The sequence below is a fragment of the Clostridium sp. BJN0013 genome (genome assembly GCF_040939125.1).
GTDB lineage: Bacteria > Bacillota > Clostridia > Clostridiales > Clostridiaceae > Clostridium_B.
Window position 1 is genome coordinate 1443551 of sequence record NZ_CP162495.1, and the last position, 26948, is coordinate 1470498.

The 26948-nt window shown below is 30.1% G+C and carries 20 protein-coding genes; 9 read left to right on the forward strand and 11 right to left on the reverse strand.

The window, feature by feature from the left end; genetic code table 11:
* Window positions 1–16 precede the first annotated feature (16 nt).
* Window positions 17–955: an AEC family transporter gene (locus AB3K27_RS07415; protein ID WP_368490584.1), complete on the reverse strand. Its 939-nt coding sequence runs from the start codon at window positions 953–955 to the stop codon at window positions 17–19.
* 403 nt (window positions 956–1358) lie between these two features.
* Between AB3K27_RS07415 and AB3K27_RS07420 the strand changes: the two genes are divergently transcribed.
* Genes AB3K27_RS07420 through AB3K27_RS07430 form a run of 3 tightly spaced genes read left to right on the forward strand, consistent with a single transcriptional unit; the run spans window position 1359 to window position 5953 of the window.
* Window positions 1359–3209: an APC family permease gene (locus AB3K27_RS07420; RefSeq protein ID WP_368490585.1), complete on the forward strand. Its 1851-nt coding sequence runs from the start codon at window positions 1359–1361 to the stop codon at window positions 3207–3209.
* A 46-nt stretch (window positions 3210–3255) separates the two neighbouring features.
* Window positions 3256–5265 (forward strand): ATP-binding protein, encoded by a 2010-nt coding sequence (locus tag AB3K27_RS07425; protein WP_368491198.1) that lies wholly within the window; start codon window positions 3256–3258, stop codon window positions 5263–5265.
* The gene (locus AB3K27_RS07430) at window positions 5255–5953 is read left to right on the forward strand and encodes a response regulator (RefSeq protein ID WP_368490586.1); all 699 of its coding nucleotides are present in this window, start codon (window positions 5255–5257) and stop codon (window positions 5951–5953) included. The genes AB3K27_RS07425 and AB3K27_RS07430 overlap by 11 nt, the downstream gene beginning before the upstream one ends.
* Window positions 5954–6111: 158 nt before the next feature.
* Here the strand turns inward: AB3K27_RS07430 and mmuM are convergent, their stop codons facing one another.
* From mmuM to AB3K27_RS07445, 3 genes are all read right to left on the reverse strand, one after another.
* Window positions 6112–7059 (reverse strand): homocysteine S-methyltransferase, encoded by a 948-nt coding sequence (gene mmuM / locus AB3K27_RS07435; RefSeq protein ID WP_368490587.1) that lies wholly within the window; start codon window positions 7057–7059, stop codon window positions 6112–6114.
* 24 nt (window positions 7060–7083) lie between these two features.
* Window positions 7084–7371 carry a DUF503 domain-containing protein gene (locus AB3K27_RS07440; protein WP_368490588.1) on the reverse strand — a complete coding sequence of 96 codons (288 nt, stop codon included), beginning with the start codon at window positions 7369–7371 and terminating at the stop codon, window positions 7084–7086.
* Between the two features lie 358 nt (window positions 7372–7729).
* Window positions 7730–9472, reverse strand: coding sequence for a ferredoxin hydrogenase (locus AB3K27_RS07445; protein ID WP_368490589.1), 1743 nt, complete (start codon window positions 9470–9472; stop codon window positions 7730–7732).
* Window positions 9473–10223: 751 nt separating this feature from the next.
* On the opposite strand from AB3K27_RS07445, the gene AB3K27_RS07450 reads away from it, so the two are divergent.
* A complete protein-coding gene (locus AB3K27_RS07450) occupies window positions 10224–11447 on the forward strand; it encodes an MFS transporter (RefSeq protein WP_368490590.1) in 1224 nt (407 codons plus the stop codon).
* A 68-nt stretch (window positions 11448–11515) separates the two neighbouring features.
* Here AB3K27_RS07450 and AB3K27_RS07455 read toward each other — a convergent pair whose 3' ends face one another.
* Window positions 11516–12103 carry an HD domain-containing protein gene (locus AB3K27_RS07455; protein ID WP_368490591.1) on the reverse strand — a complete coding sequence of 196 codons (588 nt, stop codon included), beginning with the start codon at window positions 12101–12103 and terminating at the stop codon, window positions 11516–11518.
* Between the two features lie 277 nt (window positions 12104–12380).
* Window positions 12381–12836: a hypothetical protein gene (locus AB3K27_RS07460; RefSeq protein ID WP_368490592.1), complete on the reverse strand. Its 456-nt coding sequence runs from the start codon at window positions 12834–12836 to the stop codon at window positions 12381–12383.
* A gap of 117 nt (window positions 12837–12953) precedes the next feature.
* On the opposite strand from AB3K27_RS07460, the gene AB3K27_RS07465 reads away from it, so the two are divergent.
* Window positions 12954–13712, forward strand: a complete 759-nt coding sequence (locus tag AB3K27_RS07465; protein ID WP_368490593.1) for a hypothetical protein — start codon at window positions 12954–12956, stop codon at window positions 13710–13712.
* Between the two features lie 351 nt (window positions 13713–14063).
* Here AB3K27_RS07465 and AB3K27_RS07470 read toward each other — a convergent pair whose 3' ends face one another.
* Together AB3K27_RS07470 and AB3K27_RS07475 are read right to left on the reverse strand one after the other, a co-directional pair.
* On the reverse strand, window positions 14064–14453 hold the full coding sequence (locus tag AB3K27_RS07470) for a DUF1284 domain-containing protein (protein ID WP_368490594.1): 390 nt from the start codon (window positions 14451–14453) through the stop codon (window positions 14064–14066).
* On the reverse strand, window positions 14447–14992 hold the full coding sequence (locus AB3K27_RS07475; RefSeq protein ID WP_368490595.1) for a biotin transporter BioY: 546 nt from the start codon (window positions 14990–14992) through the stop codon (window positions 14447–14449). Before AB3K27_RS07475 ends, AB3K27_RS07470 begins: the two co-directional genes overlap by 7 nt.
* Before the next feature lie 287 nt (window positions 14993–15279).
* Between AB3K27_RS07475 and AB3K27_RS07480 the strand changes: the two genes are divergently transcribed.
* Window positions 15280–16131, forward strand: coding sequence for a DUF1186 domain-containing protein (locus AB3K27_RS07480; protein WP_368490596.1), 852 nt, complete (start codon window positions 15280–15282; stop codon window positions 16129–16131).
* An 86-nt stretch (window positions 16132–16217) separates the two neighbouring features.
* Here AB3K27_RS07480 and AB3K27_RS07485 read toward each other — a convergent pair whose 3' ends face one another.
* Window positions 16218–18518, reverse strand: a complete 2301-nt coding sequence (locus tag AB3K27_RS07485) for a heavy metal translocating P-type ATPase (protein WP_368490597.1) — start codon at window positions 18516–18518, stop codon at window positions 16218–16220.
* A 466-nt stretch (window positions 18519–18984) separates the two neighbouring features.
* Between AB3K27_RS07485 and AB3K27_RS07490 the strand changes: the two genes are divergently transcribed.
* The 3 genes from AB3K27_RS07490 (at window position 18985) to AB3K27_RS07500 (ending at window position 21572) form a co-directional block, all read left to right on the forward strand.
* Window positions 18985–19164: a hypothetical protein gene (locus AB3K27_RS07490; protein WP_368490598.1), complete on the forward strand. Its 180-nt coding sequence runs from the start codon at window positions 18985–18987 to the stop codon at window positions 19162–19164.
* 156 nt (window positions 19165–19320) lie between these two features.
* Window positions 19321–19707 carry a BlaI/MecI/CopY family transcriptional regulator gene (locus AB3K27_RS07495; protein WP_368490599.1) on the forward strand — a complete coding sequence of 129 codons (387 nt, stop codon included), beginning with the start codon at window positions 19321–19323 and terminating at the stop codon, window positions 19705–19707.
* 5 nt (window positions 19708–19712) lie between these two features.
* Complete coding sequence (locus tag AB3K27_RS07500; protein WP_368490600.1) at window positions 19713–21572, forward strand: M56 family metallopeptidase; 1860 nt, start codon at window positions 19713–19715, stop codon at window positions 21570–21572.
* Between the two features lie 13 nt (window positions 21573–21585).
* On the opposite strand, the gene AB3K27_RS07505 is transcribed toward AB3K27_RS07500, so the two are convergent.
* Window positions 21586–23373: a GGDEF domain-containing protein gene (locus tag AB3K27_RS07505; protein ID WP_368490601.1), complete on the reverse strand. Its 1788-nt coding sequence runs from the start codon at window positions 23371–23373 to the stop codon at window positions 21586–21588.
* A 444-nt stretch (window positions 23374–23817) separates the two neighbouring features.
* Window positions 23818–26790, reverse strand: a complete 2973-nt coding sequence (locus tag AB3K27_RS07510) for an HAD-IC family P-type ATPase (RefSeq protein ID WP_368490602.1) — start codon at window positions 26788–26790, stop codon at window positions 23818–23820.
* Between the last annotated feature and the right edge of the window lie 158 nt (window positions 26791–26948).

A 26948-nucleotide genomic window follows, 5' to 3' on the forward strand; every position in this document is an offset into this window, starting at 1 on the left:
CTCCATTTGCAAATAGTCAGTTTAATAGCAGCATATAAATGGGAATAATTAGCATGCTAGAAACAGTTGTTATTACTATATTTATTGATGCATATTCATAATCTGCATTATAGTTTTTTGAAACTATAGCAGTGTTGGTCATAACTGGCATGGCAGCCTGTATAACGAATACCTTTTTCATAAGTGAAGGAGTACCTGAAAAAATACACAGTATATAAGCTACCATAGGTGAAATAAGAAATCTTCCCAAAAATACTACTAACATGTCAATACTAAATTTAAATTGTTTCAAGTCAACAGAATAAATGGTTATCCCTATAAATAACATGGCCAATGGAGTGGTTAAATTGCCAAAATATCTAAAGGTATCCATAATAAACTTTGGCAGATGAACATCCAACAAAACAAGTATAACTGCCATTATAAAGCTCAAAAGGGGTGCCGATATAATTCTCTTTAGTGTATCAAGAGAAAATATATTTGCATTTCCAGATTGTCCATCTCTGCTGATTTCATAGGAACCGATAGTCCAAAAAAAAGCAGTATTTGCTATGTAATATAGTAAAACATCAGGTATGCTTTGTTCTCCAAATAAAGATATATTTACTGGAAGCCCGATAAATATAGAATTAGATACAAAAAACATGGATCTGAAAGTACCTATTCGTCCTCTTTTAACTTTGATAACTTTAGAAATTACTACGGCAATTAAATAACAGATTGCCATGGATGTAAATGGAGCAAATAGCCCCCTGCTAAGGGTAATCAATTTATGTTTATCAAAGTTTTCATTAAATTGAGATATCATAAGGCAAGGAATAGCTAGATTGCATACTATTTTTGAAAAAAGTTTAGAGGTTTTTTCATTAAACCATCCTTTATGAGATAAAAAAAATCCTGTGGAAATCATTAAAACAATGCTAAATACACTTCCTAAAGCATTTAAAATTATCACTTTGTATCCCCCTATTTGATGCTGAATCAACTTTGTAGAATTCCATATCTAACTTTAGTTTGTACAATCCATTTTTAAAATACTTTACTGTGTGTTGTTGAAATTATGTAAACACATCAAAATTAAGGAATTTAAAATTATTGCTCTGTTTTTGCAAAGGATTATTCTGGCTAAAGTTTATAGTTAAATTATTTAATTCTAAGTAGTGACAGTATGCCTCTAAATACTATTATACTGATTTTCATTACAAATTTAAATATGGTAAATGGAATACTTTTCATATATTAAATATTTATAGAATCTTTATATAGACCGTACAATCTTAACAACAGTTTTATATTCAAGATGATTATAATAAATCATAGCAGTAAAAGATAAAAATTTACTCATAGAGGTGTTAAAAATGAGCTTGAAATTAAGTAACTTACTAGACAATTTAACGGGTAAAAGATTAAAAACTGAGGAGATAACACAGGAAAAGTTTACTGTATTTTGGGGACTGCCTATAATGTCCAGCGATGCAATTTCTTCAGTGGCATATGCTGGTGAAGAAATATTATGGAAGCTTATTCCTATTATCGGTATAATGTCATATAAGTATATGCTTTATGTGTCATTATGTATTATATTTTTAATGTTTATGCTTACATTTTCATATAGACAAACTATTGATGCCTATCCAGAAGGTGGTGGATCCTATATCGTAGCAAAGGATAATTTTGGAAAAAATGCAGGGCTTGTAGCAGGAGCCTCTTTAATTATAGATTATATATTGACTGTAGCTGTAAGTGCCTCTGCAAGTACTGCGGCTATAACTTCTGCTATACCTGCCTTACTCTCTCATAAAGTAACCATAACTTTGATACTTATAATATTTTTGGTTATTGGAAATTTAAGAGGTATAAGAGAATCTTCAAAATTATTTGGTATTCCCACATATTTATTTATATTTTCAATATTATTTATGATTTTATGGGGAATAATTAAAGTACACTTTGGAGGATATGTTCCAAAGCCTGTTTATAATATACCTGCTGTTTCAGGAGAAGTAACTTGGTTTTTGCTTTTAAATGCTTTTGCAGCAGGATGTACAGCATTGACAGGTATAGAAGCTGTCAGCAATGGTGTGCCAAGTTTTAAAGAACCTTCCCAGAAACATGCCAAGATTGTATTATTGCTTTTGTCATTGGTAGTACTTATGGTTTTTGGAGGTATTTCATATTTGACCACACTTTATCATGCTGTTCCTAATTCAAAAGTAACTGTAATTGCACAGATTTCCCAGCAAATATTTGGGGGGAATATTATGTTTTATGTAATTCAATGTACTACTGCAATTATACTTATCATGGCTGGCAATACTGCTTTTACCGGATTGCCACTTTTACTGGCATTTATAGCCAAAGATGGGTATGCTCCAAGACAGTTCACAAAGAGAGGTAAAAGACTTAGCTATTCCAATGGTATAATAGTATTAGGAGTGCTATCTTGTATATTAGTTATAATGTTTAAAGGAGATACTCATTTCCTATTACCCCTTTATGCAGTGGGAGTATTTATATCATTTACATTGTCTCAATTTGGTATGTTTACAAGATGGGTCAGAAATAAAGGGCGAGGATGGAAACATAGGGCTATTATAAATGGATTAGGAGGACTGTTAACTTTTATTACAACTATTATTATAGGAGTAACTAGATTTAAACATGGTGCATGGATAGTTTTTATACTTATACCTGCAATAGTTTATATAATGTTGAAGATAAATGAACATTATAGAGAAGTCGCAAGACAATTAAAATTGTCTGCAGGTGAAATGCCTAAAAAAGTTGATTTTTTAGATCAGAAAAAACATGTAATAGTTCCTATAGATACTTTAAATAAATCATTTTTAAAGGCTTTAAATTATGCCAGGACAATATCTAAAAATATAATAATATTTCATGTTTCTATAGATGATGAAAGTACTAATAAGCTTTTAAAAAAATGGGATGAGTATGATATTGATATACCTATAGTAGTAAAGAAATCTTCTTATAGAAACGTTATAGGACCGCTTATTAAATTTATAGAATCAGAGGAATATTATGCAGGATCTGAAGATACGGTAACTGTTGTAATTCCACAATTTGTAATTACCAAATGGTGGGGTAACATACTTCACAATCAAACTGCATTATTAATTAAAACTATGCTTCTTAAGAGAAGAAATATAGCTATAGTTACCATACCTTATATAATAGATGAATATTAAATGGTTATAATTTAATTTAAGGGTAGCATTAGTTCAAAATTAACTCATAGGAGGAAGTGAAATAATGTCAAAAAAGCAGATTACTTTAATGCCGATCTCTGAACAGATACTGGCCTGCATCAGTCCATCTCCGTCTTCGGCAAGAGTAATACGAACTGCTGCAAAAATGGCAAAAAATTATCATTCGAAATGGATAGTTTTATATGTAGATTCTATAAAATCTCAAAGATTGAGCAATGAAGAAAAGAAAAGATTAAATTCCTATTTCAATTTGGTAGAACAACTGGGCGGGGAAATGGTTACAATATATGGAGATAGCATAGATAAACAGATAATACAATATGCTGAATTCAGAAATGTTACTAAAATAATAATAGGAAAAAATCATAAAAAGTTCAGCAACATATCTCATTTTTATACAAGAGATCTGGTAGATAAGCTTATGAGTTCCAATGACTATATTGATGTCTACATTATACCAAGTCCATTTTATAAAGAGGAGAAGAATAATTTTATCCGAGAATTCAGTAATGAAATAATATCATTCAAAGAAATCATTGAAACCATAATAATTATGGCAACTGTAACGTTAATTGCAAAATTGTTTAATTATATGGGTTTTACCGATGTAAATGAAATCATGATTTTTATTTTAGGTGTTATAGTGGTATATATAAAGACAACTGGATACTTGATGGGTATAATATCTTCTATAGGTGGGGTACTGATATTTAATTATTTATTTGTACAGCCAAAGGGTTCATTTCAGTTTTATGATAAAAATTATATAACTACATTTGCCATGATGCTGACAGTTTCATTTATAGTTGGTGGTCTTACCGATAGAATACAAAAGGAGGCCTATAACTCCTACACAAGGGAAAAGAGAACTGAAATACTGTATATGGCCAGCAGTAAATTATTAAGTGCGGTAGGAAACTTTGACGTTATTTCCACAGGTATAAAGTATATTTCTAGATTAATCAATAGAAGTGTAATAGGGTATTTGTGGGAAAATGGCAAGCCTTCTACTCCCTTAATATATAACCATGATAAAATTGATAGTAAAAATATATTTTTAAATAAGGATGAAATAGCTTATTGGACTTTTTTAAATGGAAAGGACTCGGGAAAAGGTACAGATATTTTTTGTCAATCTGATGTGTATTACACACCTATAAAGGTGCATAATAAAGTATTAGGAGTAATCGGAATTTCCTGCTGCCAGGGAATTATCGACAGGGAACAAAAATTCATTGTTCAAACTATTGTAGGGCAGATGGCTGTGGCTCTGGATAGAGAAATTCTTTCAAGTCAACAGGAGGCTTCTAAAGTTCAGATTGAAAGAGAAAGACTTAGGAGCAATCTTTTAAGATCAGTTTCTCATGATTTAAGAAGTCCTCTGGCAGGTATAAAGGGTTCTGTAAGTACAATTTTAGAAAATGGGCAATTTATAGATGAGAATACAAAAAAAGATTTATTGATTGGCATCTATGATGATACGGAGTGGTTGATTAGATTAGTTGAAAATCTATTGAGTATGACAAGATTTGATGAAGGAAATGTAAATATAGCTAAGAATATGGAATTGGTGGAGGAAGTGGTATCCGAAGCAGTTCAGAGAAGTTCTAAATGCTTTAAATATCATAGGGTAAAAATAAATATTCCTGAAAAGATTATAATGGTTTCTATGGATGGGAGTTTAATTGAACAGGTACTTATAAATCTTTTTGACAATGCTGTTAAATTTTCTCCAAAACATTCACTTGTAGAAATAAAGGTTTACGAGGAAAGTGAAGATGTAATTTTTGAAGTGATTGATAATGGCAAGGGGATATCAGAGGAAATATTACCTTATATATTTGACAGATTTTTTACAAATGGAAGTAAGGTATCTGATTCCAGAAGAGGAGTAGGTCTAGGACTTGCCATTTGTAAGTCCATAGTGGAATTACATGGAGGGAAGATTACGGCTCATAACAGAAAGGAAGGGGGAGCTGTTTTTAAATTTAACATTCCAAAAGAAAAAAGGAAGGAAATTAATTATGAAAGATAAGCCTTACATTCTTATAGTTGAAGATGATAAACCTATAAGAAATTTTATAGCAGCAGCTTTATCATCACAAGGATATAAATATATTGAAACCGACAAAGGAAAAGAGGCTGTTGCACTTTCCATGTCAAATAATCCGGATATTATCATATTGGATTTGGGTCTTCCGGATATTGATGGAATTGAGGTTATATCAAGAATAAGAAAATTATCAAATGTTCCAATTATAATCGTATCTGCCAGGGAAAAAGAAAGGCAAAAAGTTGAGGCCCTTGATGAAGGTGCTGATGATTATTTAACCAAACCCTTTGGAATAGGGGAACTTCTAGCTAGAATTCGTGTATCCTTAAGACATGGTATGTCAAATAGAAATGAGGATATAGTAATTCATACTTTTAAGGTTAAACAGCTTTTTATTGATTTTGATAAAAGGCGTGTAACTGTAAATAATAATGAAATACATTTAACTCCTATAGAGTATAAAATAATGGAGTTGCTCTGCAGGTATTCAGGCAAGGTATTGACTCATAATTTTATTATCAGGGAAATTTGGGGAACATCCTTTGGAAATGAGACTCAGTCACTTAGAGTTTTTATGGCCAATTTAAGGAGAAAAATAGAAAGGGATCCTTCTCAACCTGAGTATATATATACAGAGGTCGGAGTAGGATATAGGTTTGTTGAGGAATAAAATTGTGGATAACAAATCATAATAGTCAATTTTTATAAAATCAAAAAGAAAAAATAAGTATTCTAAATAATATTAGAGCTGTTTTCTGGAATTTGTCTGTTTAAATATAAATAAAAAATTAAAAAGGTACCAATAACAATGAAAAGAACTTCGTAAGGTTAGTTCGAAAGGTTGTTTTTAAGAACTTTGCAAGTCAATTTAATATCTTCAGGATTTGTTCTGCAGCATCCCCCTATAAGTCTGGCACCTTTATCAAACCAGCTTTTGGCACTACAGCTGAAAGTTTCACTAGAAGAATCTCCATACCAGGTTCTAGTAATACTATCATATTCTTCACCTGAATTTGGATAGACTACTATGGGTTTGGTAGAATTTTTTAAAATCTGTTCAATCAATGAATCTATGTATTTAGGCGGGGTACAGTTAACTCCAAGAGCAGCTACTTTATCATAGGAATCTAAATATCTGGCACACTCGGCTATTGGGGTTCCGTCACTTATATTCAATTGATCTTTGGCACTAAAACTTATCCAGGCATAAACCGAAGGAAATTCTTTAAGTAGTTTTAAAATAGCCTTGGCTTCTACAAGGCTTGGAATTGTTTCACAGGCCAGAATATCAACTCCTTCTTCTAGTAACAGTTTCATCCTTGGTCTGTGGAATTCAATTAATTCTTTTTCGCCAATATTGTAATGTCCTATATATTCAGAACCATCTGCAAGATAGGCTCCATAGGGACCTATTGAACCTGCAATTAACGGTTTTGGTCTGTTCATTCTATTCGAAGGATTTTTCCAGAATCTATCTCTTGCTCTTTTGGCTACTTTTACAGAAAGTTTGATAAGTTCTATTGCTTCGTCTTCTTTAAAACCTTTTTCCATAAAACCACAAATAGTAGCCTGATAACTTGAGGTAATAGCACAATCCGCTCCTGACATAAAATAGTCATAATGTACATCCTCTATTATTTTTGGGTTCTCACCAAGTATTTTTGCTGACCATAGGGAATCATTTATATTGCAGCCTCTTCTTTCAAGCTCTGTGGCCAGGGCACCATCTAAAATAATAACTTGAAAATCTTTTAAAATATTTTCTACTGGATTCATATTGTATCTCCTTTTTTTTAATTTCTAAATTTTCATGTGTTCTTTTTCAATATCAGTTATCTCTGCATCAGTATTATGTTCTATAAAAGTTATAATATTTTCCATGGTAGAATGTATTTGAGGTGTAGTTGCACATATTCCTGCAATACCTATAACTATAGTTTTATGAATATCCTGTTGAGCTATTTCTGATACGGATATATTGAATTTATTTTTTAGTTTTTGAGTTATACTTCTTACAATCATTCTCTTTTCTTTTAATGACTGTACCCAGGATGCCCTTAAAGTAATTTTCATAAGTAAAATTTTCATATTTTATCTTCTCCATATCAAGTGATTCTTAGGTTCAGGTAGAGTTTGCTTACAAGAAATACTTATCTCCCGCTTTGAAAAATGTGGGAATATTAGACAATTGCCGCACTCGGATAAATTTAAGAATAACTTGATTATAAATATTATTTTGTTTTAACAAAGTTATATCATGTATAGATAAATTATACAACTATTTAATTAAGGATTTTATCCGAAGATGGTAATTATAACATCCTATAATCCCTTGATATATTTAAAAAATAAGTAATATGTAAAGTTACAGTAAAAAGGGTATTTACTTTTTATTTAGGTAAATACCCTTAAAAATTTGATAATTTTGCTTGCAATTTTCTATCTTTTAAACAATTTTAAATTCAGATGAATCTTCTGTATATTTAAAATGTAAAAGCTTATGAGCAAGTCCATGTCCTGGCTTACCAAAATAAGTATTATACATTTTTATTATTGCAGTATTTTCATGTGATTTTCTCTTTGGCAAATGGTTATCCTGATTATATAATACAGAGGCTCTTAAGGTTTTGTAATCTACAAGTTCTCTATTGAGCGAATTTAAATGAGGCTGTCCACCGCCATTTATACAACCACCCGGGCAGGCCATAACTTCTATAAAATGATATTGTTTTTCTTCCGTTTTTCCAGAATCCATAAAATCAAATAAATTTGCGGCACCGTTAATTACAGCAATATTATAGGTGTTTCCGGAGATTTCAACAGAAGATTCCTTTATACCTTTTAATCCTCTAACTTCAGTATATTCTATATCTTTAAGATCCACATTTTCTGCAAAATCTTTTGCAGTTCTAAGAGCAGCTTCCATAACTCCACCAGTGGTACCAAATATGACACCAGCTCCACTGTATTCACCCATAGCAGGATCAGCTTCACTATCTTCAAGAGGCGCAAATTTAATTTTTGCAGCTTTTATCATTTTAGCAAGTTCTCTTGTAGTTAGTACAGCATCTATACAGCGCATACCATCAACTTCCATATCAATGAGATCTGCTTCATATTTTTTGTCATTGCAAGGCATTATTGCAACAGTGTATACATCTTTTGGATCTATACCGGATATAGATGGATAATAAGTCTTAGTTGCAGTCCCAAATATTTGCTGAGGTGATTTTGCAGATGAAAGATTTTCAAGTAATTCAGGGTAATAATTCTGAGCCTGTCTTACCCAGGCAGGGCAGCAGGATGTAAACATTGGAAAAGGGCCTCCATTTTTTATCCTTTCCAAAAGTTCTGTAGCTTCTTCCATTATAGTCATGTCGGCTCCGAAATTTATATCAAATATTTTGTCAAAATTAAGCATTCTTAAAGCAGTATAAATTTTACCTGTTACATCTTTGCCAAATCCCATGTTAAATAATTCACCAATAGCAGCCCTAACAGAAGGTGCCATGGCAACTATTACATGTTTTTTAGGATCTTTTAGGGCTTCTTGTACCCTGGATATATGAGGTTTTTCAGTTAAAGCACCCACAGGGCATGCAATAACACATTGTCCACATAATAGACAATTTGAATTGTCAAAGCAAGGGTTATTTTCAATTCCAACAGTTCTTTTACCATCTTTTTTTATAAATTGCATTACAGAAGTACCAGAATGTACCTTACATGCTGCTACACATCTACCACACAATATACATTTAGTTCTATCTAATACAAGTGCACTGCTTCTTGAGTCTATATATTGCTCTCTATCTTCTGGTAAGAATGGTTTTGAAGCTTTTGCTTTGGTCTTGATTACAAGTTTTAAAAACTCACAATCTTCTCTTCTTGGGCATGGCCCACATTTGAATTCATGGGTATCTAAAAGTGAGGATATTCTCTTTTTAATTCTTTCCTGCACAGCTTCTGATTTAGTATCAATAACCATACCTTCTTTAATTTTTGTGGCACAGGCTACTATAATTTTACCATTTGCGTCTACAAGACAGACTCCGCATTTACCAAGGCTCATGCAATCCTTTAGATAACATAGTGTAGGTATATCTACATTGTTGTCTCTTGCTACCTGTAATATAGTTGAGTTTTCTTTTGCCATTATTTCTTTACCATCTAAAATAACTGTAATCATTTAAATACTCCTTTTAAATATTTTCCTTAAATACTGTATTTAAAATTTAATATGAATTCTTAAGAATAATTATCATAAATTAAGTTAGTATTAATATTAACAATAGAAACCGTTTTCTGAAAATTCCAATGATAAAAATTTAACATTTCAAATTACAAAATATTTTTAAACCTATCTGGCTGATTTTAAATATACATACAGTATTTAATAGGTATTTTATGATTTTATTTATTCATTTTCAAGCAAATCATCTGTAAAATCATTCAATAAATATTCTGATTTAAGCCTAAAATGAAATTTATTTCTTATATTAACTAAATTATATCATCTTATGGGGGTTATGTAAATTTAAAATTGGCTTATTATTTTTATAATATTATGGTAGAAAATATAATAAATTAGAAATATATAGCAAAATCTTTGTGTATAATTAAATAAATTACAGTAAGAAAGAGCAAGTATATTAAGTTATTTATCTGTAATTCGTAATTTGAAATAAATATAAAAGTTTTAAATGAAAGAATGCGGATTTTAGAGTATTTTTAATATAATATTTATGCAAAAATATATGAATATTTAATTTTATACGATTAAAATATTAAAATAGAAATTTTCTGGTATAATTGAGAATGAAGCCAATCAATTCTTATCCCTATATTAAAGAATTAGGGGTGTTAGCAGAATGCTAGCTTTCGGTTAGAAAATACTTATGGAAAACTATGATTGAATATGATGGGAGTGAAAGTTATATATGAATAAAAATTGGGAAAAGAACATAATACTTTTTTTGGCTAGTCAGACTATATCCCTTTTTGGAACATCTTTAGTTCAATATGCAATTATATGGTTTATTACATTAAAAACACAGTCTGGAGTTATGATGACCATATCAATTGTCAGTGGTTTTCTCCCTACATTTTTTCTTTCTCCTTTTGCAGGGGTGTGGGCTGATAGGTACAGTAGAAAAATATTGATTATTTTATCGGATTCTTTTATTGCAATATCAACGTTTGTACTGGCGATATTATTTCTCTTGGGATATGATGAAGTGTGGCTGCTCTTTGTTATATCTGCCATAAGGGCTCTTGGAACGGCCGTTCAAACTCCAGCAATAGGTGCATTTATTCCTCAGCTTGTACCTGAAAATAAACTCACCAAAGTTAATGCCACAAATGGAAGTATACAATCAATTGTTATGTTGATATCTCCTATGATTAGCGGAGCGCTTCTTACTATAGCTACAATAGAGGTAATATTTTTTATAGATGTTGTAACTGCAGCTATAGCAATTTTTATGTTAATTTTATTTTTACACGTTCCTGCTCATAATAAGGCATTAAAAAAGCAGACCAATGGTTATTTTATAGATATGAAAAAGGGAATTATGTATATCAAAAATCATGAGTATATTAAGAAATTCTTTTTATTTTGTATGGTATTTTTCTTTTTATCGGCTCCAGCTGCATTTTTAACCCCACTGCAGGTATCACGAAGTTTTGGAAATGATGTATGGAGGTTAACTTCAATTGAAATTGCTTTTTCCAGTGGTATGATATTAGGAGGAGTTATTATGGCTTATTGGGGAGGATTTAAAAATAGGATTTATACAATGGCATTGTCAAGTTTTCTCATAGGAATATGTACTTTTTTACTTGGAGTTACACCTAATTTTATATTATATTTGTTTTTTATGGGTTTAGTTGGAATAGCTATTCCGCTGTTTAATACACCTTCTATGGTATTATTGCAGGAGAAAGTACAAGAGGATTTTTTAGGCAGGGTATTTGGAGTGCTGACTATGATATCCAGCTCCATGATGCCCCTTGGAATGCTTATATTTGGACCAATGTCAGATATTATTAAAATAGAATGGTTACTTATAGGAACGGGCATATTTATGTTTATTCAAAGTTTTTTCTTAATAAGTAGTAAAATATTAATAGAAAATGGAGAATCAAATTTAAAAACTGAATAATAATTAAAAAAATCCCACTTAATATTAAGTAATGATTTGGTGGGATTTATAAAAGTAAAATAAAGATGTTAACTATATTCTAACTTTATTGATGTATTAAATACTTTCTGGAATAGATGCGATTTTTTGTCGAATTTATTTATAATTTTATCAATGCTTTTACCACTGATGGATAGCTTTAGAATTCTATTTTCAAAGTAAATTTTTTCTAAGGATGTTTTTAGTTTATGGGTATGGTCTAATACATCGGCAACTCTCAATAAAGCAATTAATTGCAGTATTTTTAGTTGAACTTTATGAGAATAAACTTTTATACTGGGGTCAATTGATTTACCATGTCCACTTGCAATAAGGGCAATAAGGATCTTTTTGTCATCCGGTATTTTGTATAGTATTGGCTCCGTTAAAATAAGCTGTTTGGTGTGTTTATGATGTGATTTCTTACTAATAAAATATCCTATATCATGAAAAAGTGCACTATAATACAATATATATCTATGTTCTTTTGTAAGTTCATAATATTCATTTATATGATCGAATAATTTTAAAGCATAGTGCGTTACTTTCAGTTGGTGTAAAGCAATATCATGTACATTATATTTGTTTAAAATTAAAATTTGTTCTGATTTACTTAAATAGCTTTCAATAATTTCCATACTTTTCTCCCGATATAACCACAATTTCATTTTTAAATTATATGAAATACCGGAGAAAAGTATTCAATATTATTGTATTCCAACAATTAATTTCTTATCAAAAATTTTTTCGAAATCAGATGCTGCTTCTAATTGAAAGGTTGTTTCGGATAAAACTGTAGTATTTATGATCACTTCTTTTTTTAATACGGTGCAGTCAATTTTATTAATATTGCCATTTGTAGATTTATGAAGATTTCTAGAGATTTTTAATAGAACTGAAAGTTTTTCAATTATCTCAATATCTTCCTTTTTCTTTTACCCAGATAAGTTCTGTACTGCTTCCTCCCATATCCACCAAAAGACCATCAGAAAAATCTATACTATTTACGGTACCCAGATAAGCATAATAAGCTTCTTCTTTACCCGATAATACACGTATGTTTATATCCAGTTCATTTTTAACTCTATTTAAAAATTCTATCTGATTAGCTGCTTTACGTACGGCTTCTGTGGCAACTGGTATAATGCGTTCTACCTTTTTATATGTACACAGGTGCTTAAAAGAAGACAAGGCAGATATTGCTTTATTCATTCTTGTAAGGTTAAGCTCTCCTTTTAAATTCATATCTTTCCCAAGATCTATGGCTTTTTTTGCTTCTTCTATTATATTAAAGGAGCCATTTTTATGAATTTGGGCTATTACTAAACGTATAGAATTGGATCCTATATCAATAATTCCTATTTTAAGCATCAATTTTATCTCCTTTTCATATATAACTTTTATGTGTTAATATAGAGTATATCATATAAAGAATAATAAGATAACATTTGAATTTTTCATAATAAAATATATAAGTATAGTTTTAAAGTGTCAAATCAATGTAATATTATAATAGGTTTTGTAAATTTAATGAAGGATTATAATGTTAGATATTATAAGGCTGTTTCTACCAGTGGAATTAGAGAAGCTGAAAATAAGCAATATGTAGTAGAAAAAATCAGACTCAGGGTTGGAATTGATGTACAAGCTATTACTGCTGCAGAAGAACGGTTTTTTATGCTTAAGGCCATTAGAAAACATTTTTTAAAGTCCAACTTTAAAATTTTAAAAAATACTTTAATTGTAAATGTTACTTCTGGTGGATTGGAAATGTTGATTTATAAAAAGAATCAGCTTAAATTTGCTGAATATGAAAAATTGGGTGCACTACGGCTTAAAGAAAATCTATGGGAATTAGAGAAAAAGACATTACATTTTTCAAAGGTTATGGAACAACACATTGAAAGTAAGCTTTATTTATTAAAAGATGTTATAGCAAAATATCAAACAGAGTATTTTATTGGACTAGGGGGAGAGTTAAAAACTATTATTAAAATAATACGAGGTTTAAAGAAATCAAATGGTAAAAGTTTTACTGAGGATTTTATTTTGAAGGAAAGTTTCCTGGAATTATATGATGAAATTAAAGATATGAGTGAAGATGAACTTTTATTTACCTATAATTTATCTAAGAAAAAAGTAGAACTTTTAATGCCTTCTATTTCAATATTTTACTACTTTTTTAAAATTACCAATTGTACAATTAATTATAACATTATTATACATTTAAATCTAATTTTTATCTAAATTTTCAATTTAAATTATTTTCTTAAAAAATATTTTGACAATTCCCATATTATTTTGCTTTAAAATGATAACTATTTTACTTTAAATCTAAAATAAAGGATATTTTTACATAAAAATCAAACTAAATGTTTATTTTGTTTAAAAATTTGTGAAAATTATTTTTTACAGATGAGATATGATGATACTGGAATTTAGAATTGAAAATTGCTTTTTCTCATTCAAATACATCAGAGTATTATTTTAAATCCATGAAAAAGATAATAGATATATTTTGAGTTGATAGTAATAAAAAATATTATAAATTTTAGGTGTATTCCATTAAACTAATATTAAATGGAGTACACCTATTTATCACAGCCCCAGTCCTTCTTTACAATATCCATATTTAAACCATTGGCAGGTGCTGCATATATTTTTAAAGTTTTTAAAGTTTATTTCTTTATAAAGAGTATTTAAAATATATTTGTAAGTGTAAATTTGATTTAGATTTAATTCCAATAGATTTAACACCTTTTTATCAAGAAATTTAATTTTAAATTCATAATGGCATAATTTTTCTACTGTATTGTTGGGACAGCAGAAACAAATTTCATCTGCATTTGCTACAACTTTTATTTTGATGGAAATATCTTTTTTTAGCTGGGAAATTATTTTGTCCATATTTTGGGTGAAATCTGTACTATAGCCATAACCTCTGTATCCTTGAATACATAATAGATGATGAGCTCTCAGTGTTAACATTTTATAAGATGGGTTTTCACAAGAGCTACCCTTATTCTACCCCCCAATAAATAAGATAATGCAATTTTTATAATATCCAATGGTATAAAGGGAAGGGCACCTAGTACTATAGCTTTTTTAATTGTAATATTCGTTATAAATGAAAGTTGGACTACTCCCATTCCATAGCAAAGCAGTAAAGAAGCAATTAATATTGCGGCTGAATGTATAAATGATAAATTTTTATCTGATATTTTTCCTACCATAAAAGCTATTATAGGATAGGATATAAGATATCCGCCTGATGGTCCCAATACCACATTTAATCCTCCTTGAAAATTAACGAAAATAGGAATTCCCACTGCACCTAAAAGTACATATGTAATTTGAGATAGTGCACCAAGTCTACTTCCTAGGATTATTGCGGATATGTAGACTGCCATTACTTGAAAAGTAATTGGCACGGGACTAAAAGGAAGTGGAATGGAAATTTGGGCTAAAATAGCTGTCAAAGCTGTAAAAATAGCTACTATAGTAATATCTCTTATTTTTAAATTCATTTTTTTACTCCTTTCAAATATTGTTAACTAAATCATAAAAAACATTGACAATTTAATTATAATAATCAGATAATAAATTGTCAACATATAATATATCGTGGTTTACAATGTATATAGAAAATATCTTATTTCAGTTCTGATAAAATCTAAAAGTAATAGGACATGGAAAGATCCTTTATCTATTTTTGTCATCTTTGTATGACAATATATAATCAGTAGGATATAATAGAAATTATGTACAAGAGAGTAATTTAAAAGATAAAGACTATAGAGGTGATTATATTTTTATGAATAGACTATTAGAACAAATTGAATATGTTAATGGTAAATTTCCAGAAAAACAGCTAAGAGAGATAATAAATAGAAAGGAAGAATTTATTCCAGAATTACTTGAAATATTAGAAACTGTTAAATATAATTATGAAGAAATTGTAGAAAAACCCGGGTATTTTTTACATATATATGCAAGTTATTTATTAGCACAATTTAAAGAAAAACAGAGTTTTTTACTAATTATAGATTTAGTCAGTTTACCTGGCGAAATTACATATAACATTTTTGGCGATGTGATTACAGAAGATCTACATAGAATTCTGGCATCTGTTTGTAATGGAAATATTGAACCAATCAAAAAATTATTGGAAGATGAAAATGTTAATGAGTACGTAAAAATTGCTGCCATTAAAACATTTTCAGTATTATGGGTAGAAGGTGTTATATCCAAAGGTGAAATAGTTGAATACTATAGAAGCTTATTTAAAGAAAAATTGAAAAGAGAATGTTCTGTTGTTTGGGGTAGTTTGGTAAGTAACTGCTGTGAAATATGCCCGGATGAATTATATGAGGAAATTAAAGAAGCTTATAAGGATAATTTAATAGAGACTTTCTATATATCTTTAGAAGAAGTAAAAGAAAATTTTAATATTGAAGATGATGAAAGAATTTTAAACTTAAAAATGAGAGGATATGAGTTTATCAGGGATACCATTAAAGATTTGAAATATTGGCCATGTTTTCGGCAGAATATTAAATCTCAATCACAAAATGCAACCCATATTCAAAGGAAAATTCCAGATAAAAAGAAGAAAAAAAGAAAGCAGATAAAAGCTTCTAAGAAACAGCAGAGAAGAAATAAATAGAATATTTAATTGATGGACATATTCCTAAATAAGGATATATGTCCTTTTTCAATAATTTGATGAATTATTGAAAAGTGTGTAATTTATCAGAGTTTTAATCTTTTAAGGCTTAGTGAGTTTAATAAAACAGATATGGAGCTAAATGACATAGCTACAGCACCTATTACAGAATTCAAATGTCCTGTTACTGCAATTGGTATGGCAATTATGTTATAGATAAAAGCCCAAAATAAATTTTGTTTTATTTTTCTCATAGTTATTCTGGAAAGTTCTATTGCCTCCGGTAGAGCTCTTAAATCTTCTTTTAAAAGTACTATGTCACCACTTTCAATGGCAGCGTCAGTACCTGATCCCACGGCAAATCCTATATCTGCTGTAGCAAGAGCAGGGGAATCGTTTATGCCGTCTCCCACCATGGCTACCACTTTTCCTTTGCCTTTTAATTTGGAAATTTCCTGAGTTTTGTTTTCTGGCTGTACATCTGCTATTATATTTTTTATACCAAGCTTATTTGCAACCGATAGGGCTGTATTTTTATTATCTCCTGTGATCATATAAATTTCTATATTCTTTTTGTTAAGAGATTTAATGGCATCTGCTGAAGTATCCTTTATTTTATCTTGCATAGCAATAGCTCCGGCTAAAATATTGTTAACTGCTATTAGCACAGATGTTTTTCCCTGTTTTTGGAGTTTACTTAAGTTATCTTTAAGTTCCCATAAATCCACTGAATTTTCCGTTAAAAAGGTTTCATTTCCTATAAGGACCCTTTTGTTATCCACAAGTGCAGTTACACCTTTACCTGGAAAATACTTAAAATAATCCAGAGTACTTATTTCATCTTCATAATTATATTTTCCATATTTGTATATAGCTTCTCCAAGAGGATGCTCAGAAGGTTTTTCAGCTGATGCAGCTAAAATCATCAAATCTTTTTCTTCGATAATATTTAAAGATGAAATTTGTTTTTTATTAAATGAAATAATATCGGTAACATGAAGTTTTCCTGTGGTTAAAGTTCCCGTTTTGTCAAATACCACAGTATTGATTTTACAGCATTGTTCTAGTTTTTCACCATTTTTAATTAATACTCCATTTTCTGCTCCTTTTCCCATTCCTACCATTAATGCAGCAGGAGTAGCAAGACCCAGCGCACATGGACAGGATACTACCAAAACTGAAACAGCATGAATTATAGCAATGTCTATAATAAATATCTGCTGATCGAAAATCACAAAATACCATATAACAAATGTAAGGGCTGATACAGCGAGTACAGCAGGTATAAATAATCCTGATACCTTATCTGCAATTTTTTGAATGGGAGCCTTGCTTTCCTGGGCTTCTTCGACTAACTTTATTATGTTTGAGAATACAGTATCATCACCAACTTTAGTAGCCTTAAAAGTAAAAGTACCATTTTTGTTTATAGAAGCACCTGTTACCAAATCATCTTTTTTCTTTTCAACAGGTATGCTTTCTCCCGTAAGCATTGATTCGTCAACATAAGAGTAACCTGTAAGTACAATGCCGTCTACAGGTATTTTTTCACCTGGTTTTACCATTAGAATGTCACCTATGGATACTTTTTCAATAGGAACTGCATGTTCAATATTGGTTTTTAGTATTCTGGCTGTTTTGGGCTGGAGCCTGTTTAGGGCTTTTATGGAAGTAGCTGTTTTACTTTTTGCAATGGATTCCAGATATCTTCCAAGAAGTACAAGGGTAATTATAGTAACAGAGGATTCAAAATATAAATTTACCATTCCTAAAGTATATGTTACAGTTTCAAAAAGTGCAATGTATAAGCTGTAAAAATATGCAGCGGTAGTTCCTATGACAACCAATAAGTCCATGGTAAATGCTTTAGCCTTTAATGCGTAAAAGGAACTCTTGTAAAATCTAAAACCTATTATGAATTGGACTATAGTGGCCAGTGTAAGCTGAAATTTCCAGTTATGTAGCTGTGAAGACTTAAATCTTAAAGTTTCCATAGTGTTTCCCCACTTATTAGCTGAATTAGGGTCAAAAGTATTGTGGCAGAATCCTGTAGTACCAAGTATCATGCCTAGTATTAATGGAATACTTAAAATAGCGGATATTATAAATAAATTTCTAAGCTTGTTTCTCTCAATTTCCTGTCTTGTAAGGCCTTTATCTGTATTTTTTTCATTTTCCTCTCCCACAGAAAAACCCAATAATTCTATTTTTCGTTTTATGTCCTCTAAGTTTATTTTATCACTATCGTACTCAAATCTTGCTTTTTCAGTAGCATAGCTTACATTTATTTTATCTATACCTTCAATTTCAGAAACAGCACATTCTATTGTAGTAGAACATAATGTACAAGTCATACCGTAAACTTTTAATGAAGCATTTTTAATCATTCTATCACATCCTTATAATTTAAGATAAAGTAATTCAGAGGTTCAGGTGGAGCCTGCCATAGAGAAATGCTTGTCTTCATCTGAACCTTGGGAGAACTTATGGAGGCGCGTAGACCTGCTTATTTCCCACTTTAAAGAAGATAGGAGTATTAGCTAATTGCCGCGTTTGGATAAAATTAAAGACCAATAATCTATAGTAATAGATTATTGGTCTCCAGATTTCTGGTCAACAAAGTATAATTTCTTGTATTCTAGCATGATGGCAAGCTTCTGTCAACGATTTGCAATAATTTAAAGATATTTAGATGAATTAACTAAATATTAACAATGTCTACATGTAATCTACATATTTTATTCATTGACATATGATTTTGTAGCTAACTAGAAAGCTAGAGGCTGAAACTTTCTTTAATTATAAAAAGAAGGTTTTGACCTTTTTTATTTAAAATTTAAAGGAGAATAAATTATGAAAAGCAAAAAATTAGTGTATTTAGTACTTTTGGCAGATCTGACAGCTTCAGCTTTAGGAAATTCTATAAATTCAACTGTTACGGAGGAAATATCCGCAAACAGTGAGGAAATCAGTGCATCAGCTTCCAGTCTTTTAGTTAGAAGGAAAGTAATATTTTACAGCAGTTTGTCTTAAAGTAAAAAAATATAACATTATAAGCCCTATATGGAATTTAATCTTATAGGGTTTTTATTGTAAATTTTTTATCCGATGATAATATAGTTGACAAATTCGTACTACGGGTATAGTATAGTAATAAAGACTACATTTGTAGTATGAAAGGAGGGAAAAATGTTGGGTAAAACACCGAAAATATCTGATTCAGAATGGGAGGTAATGAAAGTATTATGGAAAAAATCACCTCTTACCTCTAGTGAGATAATTGAAATTTTAAAAGAATATATTTCTTGGAATCCAAAAACCATTCATACTCTCATTAGTAGATTGGTAAAAAAGGATGCCATTGAAGTAAAAAAAGATGCCCCTTTTTATTTATATTATCCCAAGGTATCTCAAGATGAATGTAGAAAAATGGAAACAAGATCTTTTATTAAAAAAGTTTATAATGGCTCAATTCATCTATTAATTTCTAATTTCATTAAAAATGAAAAATTATCGGATGAGGAAATAGAGGAATTAAAACAAATACTGGATAAAAAAAATAGTAGAAGGAGATGATTTATATGAATCTTTCTTCTATATTTAAAATGATTATTTTATCATCTGTTATAGGAAGTGTAATTGCAATTATCATTCTTATAGTAAAAAGGATGTTTAAAAAAAGGCTTAATGCTTTCTGGCAATATTATATATGGTTCTTGCTTATTGTAAGATTAATTATACCTGCTGGATTTGAAACTCCTTTAAGTAAATTTAATAAGATAGAATTTGCTGCTGAGAAAATTCAAGTACATTCAAATTCATCTAAAACTACCGATGATTTGGAAAGTGCGAGTAAAATTAATTTACAAAATGGCAGTAAAGTTTCAGGGTTAAAATTAAATGAAGAGGGCAGCTTAAAAGAAACAGTATCTAAAGATTTTAACTATTATTTTAATATAGCGGGTATAATTTGGGCATCAGGTGCTGTCTTTTCTTTTCTTATTGTGTTATTTATAAATGGAATATTTGTATTTAAAATAAATAAACAACCTTTTTGTAAGGATGAGGATACACTTAGAACACTTGAGGAATGTAAATCTATTATGAATATTTCAAGATCTATACCAATAATTTGTGATAGATATGTAAATGTGCCCTCACTTTTTGGAAATATAAAACCTAAAATTTTAATTAGTACAGAGTTAATATTTAAGCTTTCTGTTGAAGAAAAAAAGTATATTTTTTTACATGAACTCTCCCATTTTAAGAGAAAAGATATTTTTATAAGCTGGATAATGTTGTTTTGTGGAATACTTAACTGGTTCAATCCTATAATATGGCTTTCCCTCCACAGAATGTGGGAGGATTGTGAATTAGCTTGTGATGCTTATGTACTATCTTATTTAAAAGAAATGGAACAAAGAGAATATGGTAGAACAATTATCAATTTGGTGAAACTTGTATCAGATATTAAGTATATTCCTGGAACTACAGGAATAGTTAGTAGTAATTCAAATATGAAGAGGAGGATAATTATGATAAAAAAATTCAAAAAAAGTCCATATAAATGGGCAATAGCTGCAATTTGTATTTTAATAGCCCTATGCATGACTGGTATAACCAATTCACCTATTAAAGCCGAAGCTTTAAAAAATGTAGGAGAACCACTGGAAGAACAACAAGATAATATAAATTATGTAAATATAGTAAAGGGATTTTTACCTGCAAATTCACAAATTGTAACTTCTGGTAATACAAAGGAAGAAGACAATGTTTTATTAAAGGATTTAGATAATGATGGTCAAAAGGAAATTATAACTGCTTATAAATTATCAGGACAACCAATTAGTGCAGATGAAAAAATAAATTTACTTGTTCTTAAAAGAGTAGGGAAAAAATGGTTTAAAGCTTTAGATGAATCTGGACAGGGCTTTAAGTTGGATTTAGTATTAACTGCAGATATGGATGGAGATGGAAGAGAAGAAGTGCTTTTAAGTAGAAGAATTGGGGGAACTGTAGGAGAGATTTTTGTGTATCAATGGAATAATAATATGTTGAGTAAAGTTTCAGGTGAGAGTTTATATTATTCTAAGCTAGATATAGTAGATGTTCCAGGTAAAAATATGAAAGATATAGCTGTATGGCAGCATGATACTGGGGATGCTTACATGATAGATATTTTAAAGTGGAATGGAAAAACCTTTGTTCCAGAAAAAGTTGATTGTCCTAATTATTTTAAACAGTCAGTGGTACCTTATTATGAGCAAAAGGTAAAGGAAATGCCAGGAGCCGGCTTTTATTGGTACTACCTGGCAGAGGCACAATTAAAGTCAGGGGATAAAAAGGGAGCCCTGAAGTCCGCAGAAAAAGGATTAAAGTTAGATACAGGATATCCTCCAAAAGAATATTTTAATGAGATTGAGGAAAAGGCTTCTAAATAATTATCTATTAAATTTAATAACACTCTTTTATTATATAGCAACTCTTTTTTATACTTTTAGCTTCTTTTTTTATGGATGCTGTTTTTTCGCCAATGGTCTCAATACTGGAGAAGTTTCCTATATTACCATAGATGCCTGCAATAGATAGGGAAGGAAGTGTAAATATATCCTTATTTCCTTTCCTGTCTATATGTTTAATATATCCGTTAGCTTTATCTTTTTCATTTAAAAAATCCAATATACCTGTATCGAATTTTTTAATAATATTTTCACATAATTGTAAACAGCTATCCAAAGAATTTTCTATTATAGAGAAGAAATCATCCCCTCCAATATGGCCTACAAAGCTATTATGCGGAAACAAACCTCCTATTTCTGATCTTATTACCTCAGATGTAAATTTAATTACTTTATCTCCATTTTCAAATCCATAGGTATCATTATAGACTTTGAAATTATCTAAATCAAAATATAAAACGCAGCATTTCTTATTAAGGGAAAGAATATCCCTAAGTTTATTTTCTATAATTGAATTACCAGGTAATTCTGTTAAGGGATTAAGCTGTTTTGCATAATTATATTCCAGCATTGTAGTATAGTTAAGGAGTGTCTTTATGGTGACAATTCCGTAATATTTATTATTTTTAGTTACAATGACATAGTCATATATATTGTCAATTTTTCGTTCCATGGCAATTTTAGAAACCTGGTTTACAGGGATATAGTAATCTACTATTATAGGATTGGAATCCATAACTAAAGATATGGGACGTCTGGAAAAAATAGCAGCACCATATTGAGTTGCAAACACTGAATCTAAAGAATGTTTCATTATAAGTCCCACAGGAAATTTATCATTTACAATACATGCCCCTGTGATATTATTATTATGAAAATACTCTTTTATAATTTTACAAGTAGTATTTGTATTAAATGGTTTGTCTAAACGTGTAATCTTACCTATGTAATTGTTTGAAGAAGAAATAAACCTGGCATTTTTCATTTTATGACAAGATAAAATAGTATTTTTTACATAATCAGGTATATCTAAAAATGCTCCTGCAGGCGGGCTGATAAAATACCCTTGTCCTGCATAAACTTCAAGGTTAATTAATGTTTTAAGTTCTTCTTCACTTTCTATACCTTCAGCAATTAGTTTCATATTAGTTACTTTAGATAATCGTACAAAACATTCTATTAATGCTTGTTTAAAAGTATCTTTATGGATATTTCTAATTAAATCCATATCAATTTTTATATAATGTGGATGTATCTCACTTAGCATTTTAAGACCTGAGTAGCCAGAACCAGTATCATCAATGGCAATTTTGTATTCTTGATCTATATAATTATTAAGTACAGATCTGAAATTTTTATAATCTTCTATGGAAGTTTTTTCAGTTATTTCAAAAATTATTATTTCAGAAGATATATTATTTTTTGAAAGGAATTCTTTTGTAAATCCACGCTTGAATTTTTCATCTTTAAAAATGTATGGATCCACATTGATAAAGAGAAATTTGTCATCCGGAATATCCGATGCTCTCTCAATAGCTTTTGTTCTACATAAAAGTTCTAGCTCCCAAGTTCTGTTATGAAGATTGGCAACGGAAAATAATTTGTCAGGGTTTTGCAGTAAGGAGTTTCTAGGACCACGACTTAATGCTTCATATCCAATAATACTTCCATCTGTTAAGGATGCAATGGGCTGATATACAGTAGAAATATCTGCATTTTCAATTATCTTTAATAGTTCATGAAATTCTTTATTATGGAGATTATTTAATGATTTACATGACATTATACATGCCCCCGAATTATTATATTATTAAAATAAAGTGAAAAAATAAGTAAATAGATTCTTATGACATAAATATATCATAAGAATCTTATGTATAATTCGTAATGATGTAAATTATATGTTAAAAGATTTTAATGTAATAGAAGTGTAAAGTTATGTATAATCCTGTCGAGAACATAATATTTAAAAATTCAGCAATAAAAGGCTATAAAATAATTAATTGGAGGCTTGAATGTCAATTCCGAAGATGAATTAGGGCATATGGCTCAAGACCTAAATAAATGGAGAATATAAGTTTACAAGTTTCTGAATCAACACATATAGATTATTATAAAAATAATGCTGTTGTTTAGATATCCTTAAAGAAGTATTTGAACGGCAACATTTATTTTTTACTCTTTTTAATTAACGATTAATTTGGTTAATGTAAAGCATTATATAAGTTTATATTCTGCTAAGCATAGTTACTCCAGCTACAGCCCCCCAATCCATTAGAGTAAGAGCTTGGGTTCCAAAGTAAGGATTTAAAAATGGTATGTATATGGTACCCAACAACATAGCTATAGAAGAAGCAGTTGCAATACTAGTACACCTATTAGGCAACTTTGATTTATTTCTTCTACAATCATAAACATTAGCAAGCTGAGAACATACTAAACTGGAAAAGGCTAAAGTTCTTGCCTTATTTAATCCAGCACCTAATAATATGGAACCTTCAAATATTGCGAAAGTGGTTAAACCTATTCCAATACCTCTTCTAACAATCTGTGATCCTAGTTTCTTATCAATTAATGGTTCATATCTTTTTACAGGTGGATTATCCATAACTTCTTCACTGGAGGGTTCTGTTGCCAGTGTAGAACCTAGAATACTTTCTGAAATTACATTTATCCATAATATTTGTATGGATATAAGTGGCAAAATTCCTCCTACAGTTGAAGCTAATGCAATAGCTATTACTTCACCTATGCTGCCTGCCAATAAATATCTCATTGAATTTTTTATATTGTTATTTACAGTTCTTCCTTCTTCAATAGCGTTTACTATAGTACAAAAATCATCATCAACAAGGGTTATAGATGCAACGTCTTTTGCCACATCACTTCCATTGCTTCCCATGGCTATACCTACATTGGCTTCTTTTATGGCTGGCGCATCATTTACTCCGTCACCGGCCATGGCAACCACATATCCAAAACGCTTGAAAGCCTTTACAATTCTATGTTTTTGCTGTGGTGATGTTCTGGCAAAAATTTGTATTTTTTGAATTTTAGAATCTAGTTCTTCCTCAGTCATATTCTCCAGTTCATTTCCTGATATGACCAATCCGTCGGTTAATAGACCCAGTTCTCTCCCTATAGCAGATGCAGTATTTTTATGATCCCCCGTAATCATTACAACTTTAATTCCGGCATTATGACATTTTTGTATGCACTTTTCAACGCCTTCCCTTGGAGGATCTTCCATTCCTACCAGCCCGAGAAAGACGAAATTATTATCAATATCTTCAGAAGATCTATTACCTACTTTTTTGTATGCAAAAGCTAAAACTCTAAGAGCATTTTCACCCATTTCATCACATACAGATAATAATTTTTCTTTATCCGTTGATGTTAGCAATCTTTCAACTCCATCATCATATATTGTTTTACACTTTTCTATAATGCAATCTAAAGAGCCTTTACAATATGCTATTTTTTCATCTGGGTTTTCCACTACTACTGTCATAAACCGTCTACAGCTGTCAAAAGGAATTTCTTTTAGTCGTTGATTGACTCCTCTTATTGCATATTCATCTAAGTCCAGCTTATGTGCAGCGGTTATTAGTGCTCCTTCTGTTGGATCTCTTTCTATGATCCATTTATTTTCTTTATTTACTAAAGAAGCATTATTACAAACTACTCCTGCAGTTAACAATTTTTCTAAACTAGTCTTTTTTGTTGGGTCACCTTCAATAAGATTAATTTCTCCTTTTGGACTATATCCTGAACCGGTTACATCGTATAAACATTTATCTGTATAAATTCTCTTTACTGTCATCTCATTCATGGTGAGTGTTCCTGTTTTATCACAGCAAATTACATTAGTAGAGCCTAAAGTTTCTATTGAATTTAACCTTCTTACAATTGCATTGTGCTTGCTCATTCTCTGTACTCCCAGGGCCATTGAAACAGTTACAATAGCTGGAAGACTTTCAGGCAATGCCCCCATGGAGAAGCTTACGGACATGGTTAATACTTGAGCCAAACTTCTGCCTGCCAGCAGTGCGCCAAAACCGATAACAGCACAGGAAATTAAACATATCTTAGTTAATTTTGTAGTGAAATTTTGTATTTTTAATTGGAGAGGAGTAGCCTCCGATTTTATGTTTTGAAGTATTGCTTCAATTTTCCCAATTTCAGTATTCATTCCTGTAGCTACTACAACTGCTTTTCCTCTTCCACATATTACATCAGTACCCATAAATAACATATTATGTCTACTTCCCAGTTCAGTATATTTATTACAGGTATCTACGGACTTAACTACAGCAGTGGATTCGCCAGTTAGTGAAGCTTCTGTAGTTTTTAAATCATTACATTCAATTATCCTGGCATCAGCAGGAATTTTGTCTCCTGCTTCCAGTAGGATAACATCACCAGATACTAAATGTTTAGCATTTATATATCTCTCTTTACCATTTCTGAGTACCCTAGTTTTATGTACAATCATATCTTTTAAAGAATATAAGGATTTTTCTGCCTTATATTGCTGGGCTGTTCCAAGTATGGTTTCTATAAGTACTATACCAAGTACAGCTATGGCATCAGGTATTTGGCCTAAAAAAAATGAAATAGCACTAACACCTAAAAATAACTTTATTGAAAATTCATTTAAATTTTTCATAAATTTAGATAGTAAAGAACTTTTCTTTTTTTCTGATAGAACATTTAAGCCTAATTCTTTAATCTTTTCTTTTGCAGTTTTATTGGTTAAACCAGATTGGAAATTTGTTTTAAGTATATTTTCTATTTGGCTTTTATCCATAGTATGCCACATTGTTAAGCCGTCAACTGGTGTATTTTTGCCCGATGGGGGAGTTCTAATATCTTCAAAGGCAATAGACTCTGACATTTCTCCATCAGTTCTATTGATTCTGATTACATTAGAGTTATATTTTATTTTTGACTTTCTTATATAAATGTTAATTTGGCTTTCTATATGGCTTTCTGATACCATGTTTTCATCAAATATTATAAGTACTTTGCCTGTTATGGGATTAGCTTTTGCTTCAGCTACTCCTTTAATAGACATAATGAAATTAGTTATTTTTTTTGACATGTTTTCATTTCTGTATACAGATTTGACAGGTATTCTTATCCTTTTATATAAAATGTGGTCATCTAATTTTTTGATATTTGCCCTATTGTTAAACATATAAAACACTCTCCATCATCTTTCTTTAAAATTAATCTAATACATATCTAAATAAGTTTCCCCAAGATTCTCCCAACTATTCCCTAATATTTTAAATTTATTTAACATAGATTTTATATTGCTTTTACCTTATTAGCGTAAAATAAAAATCAACAATC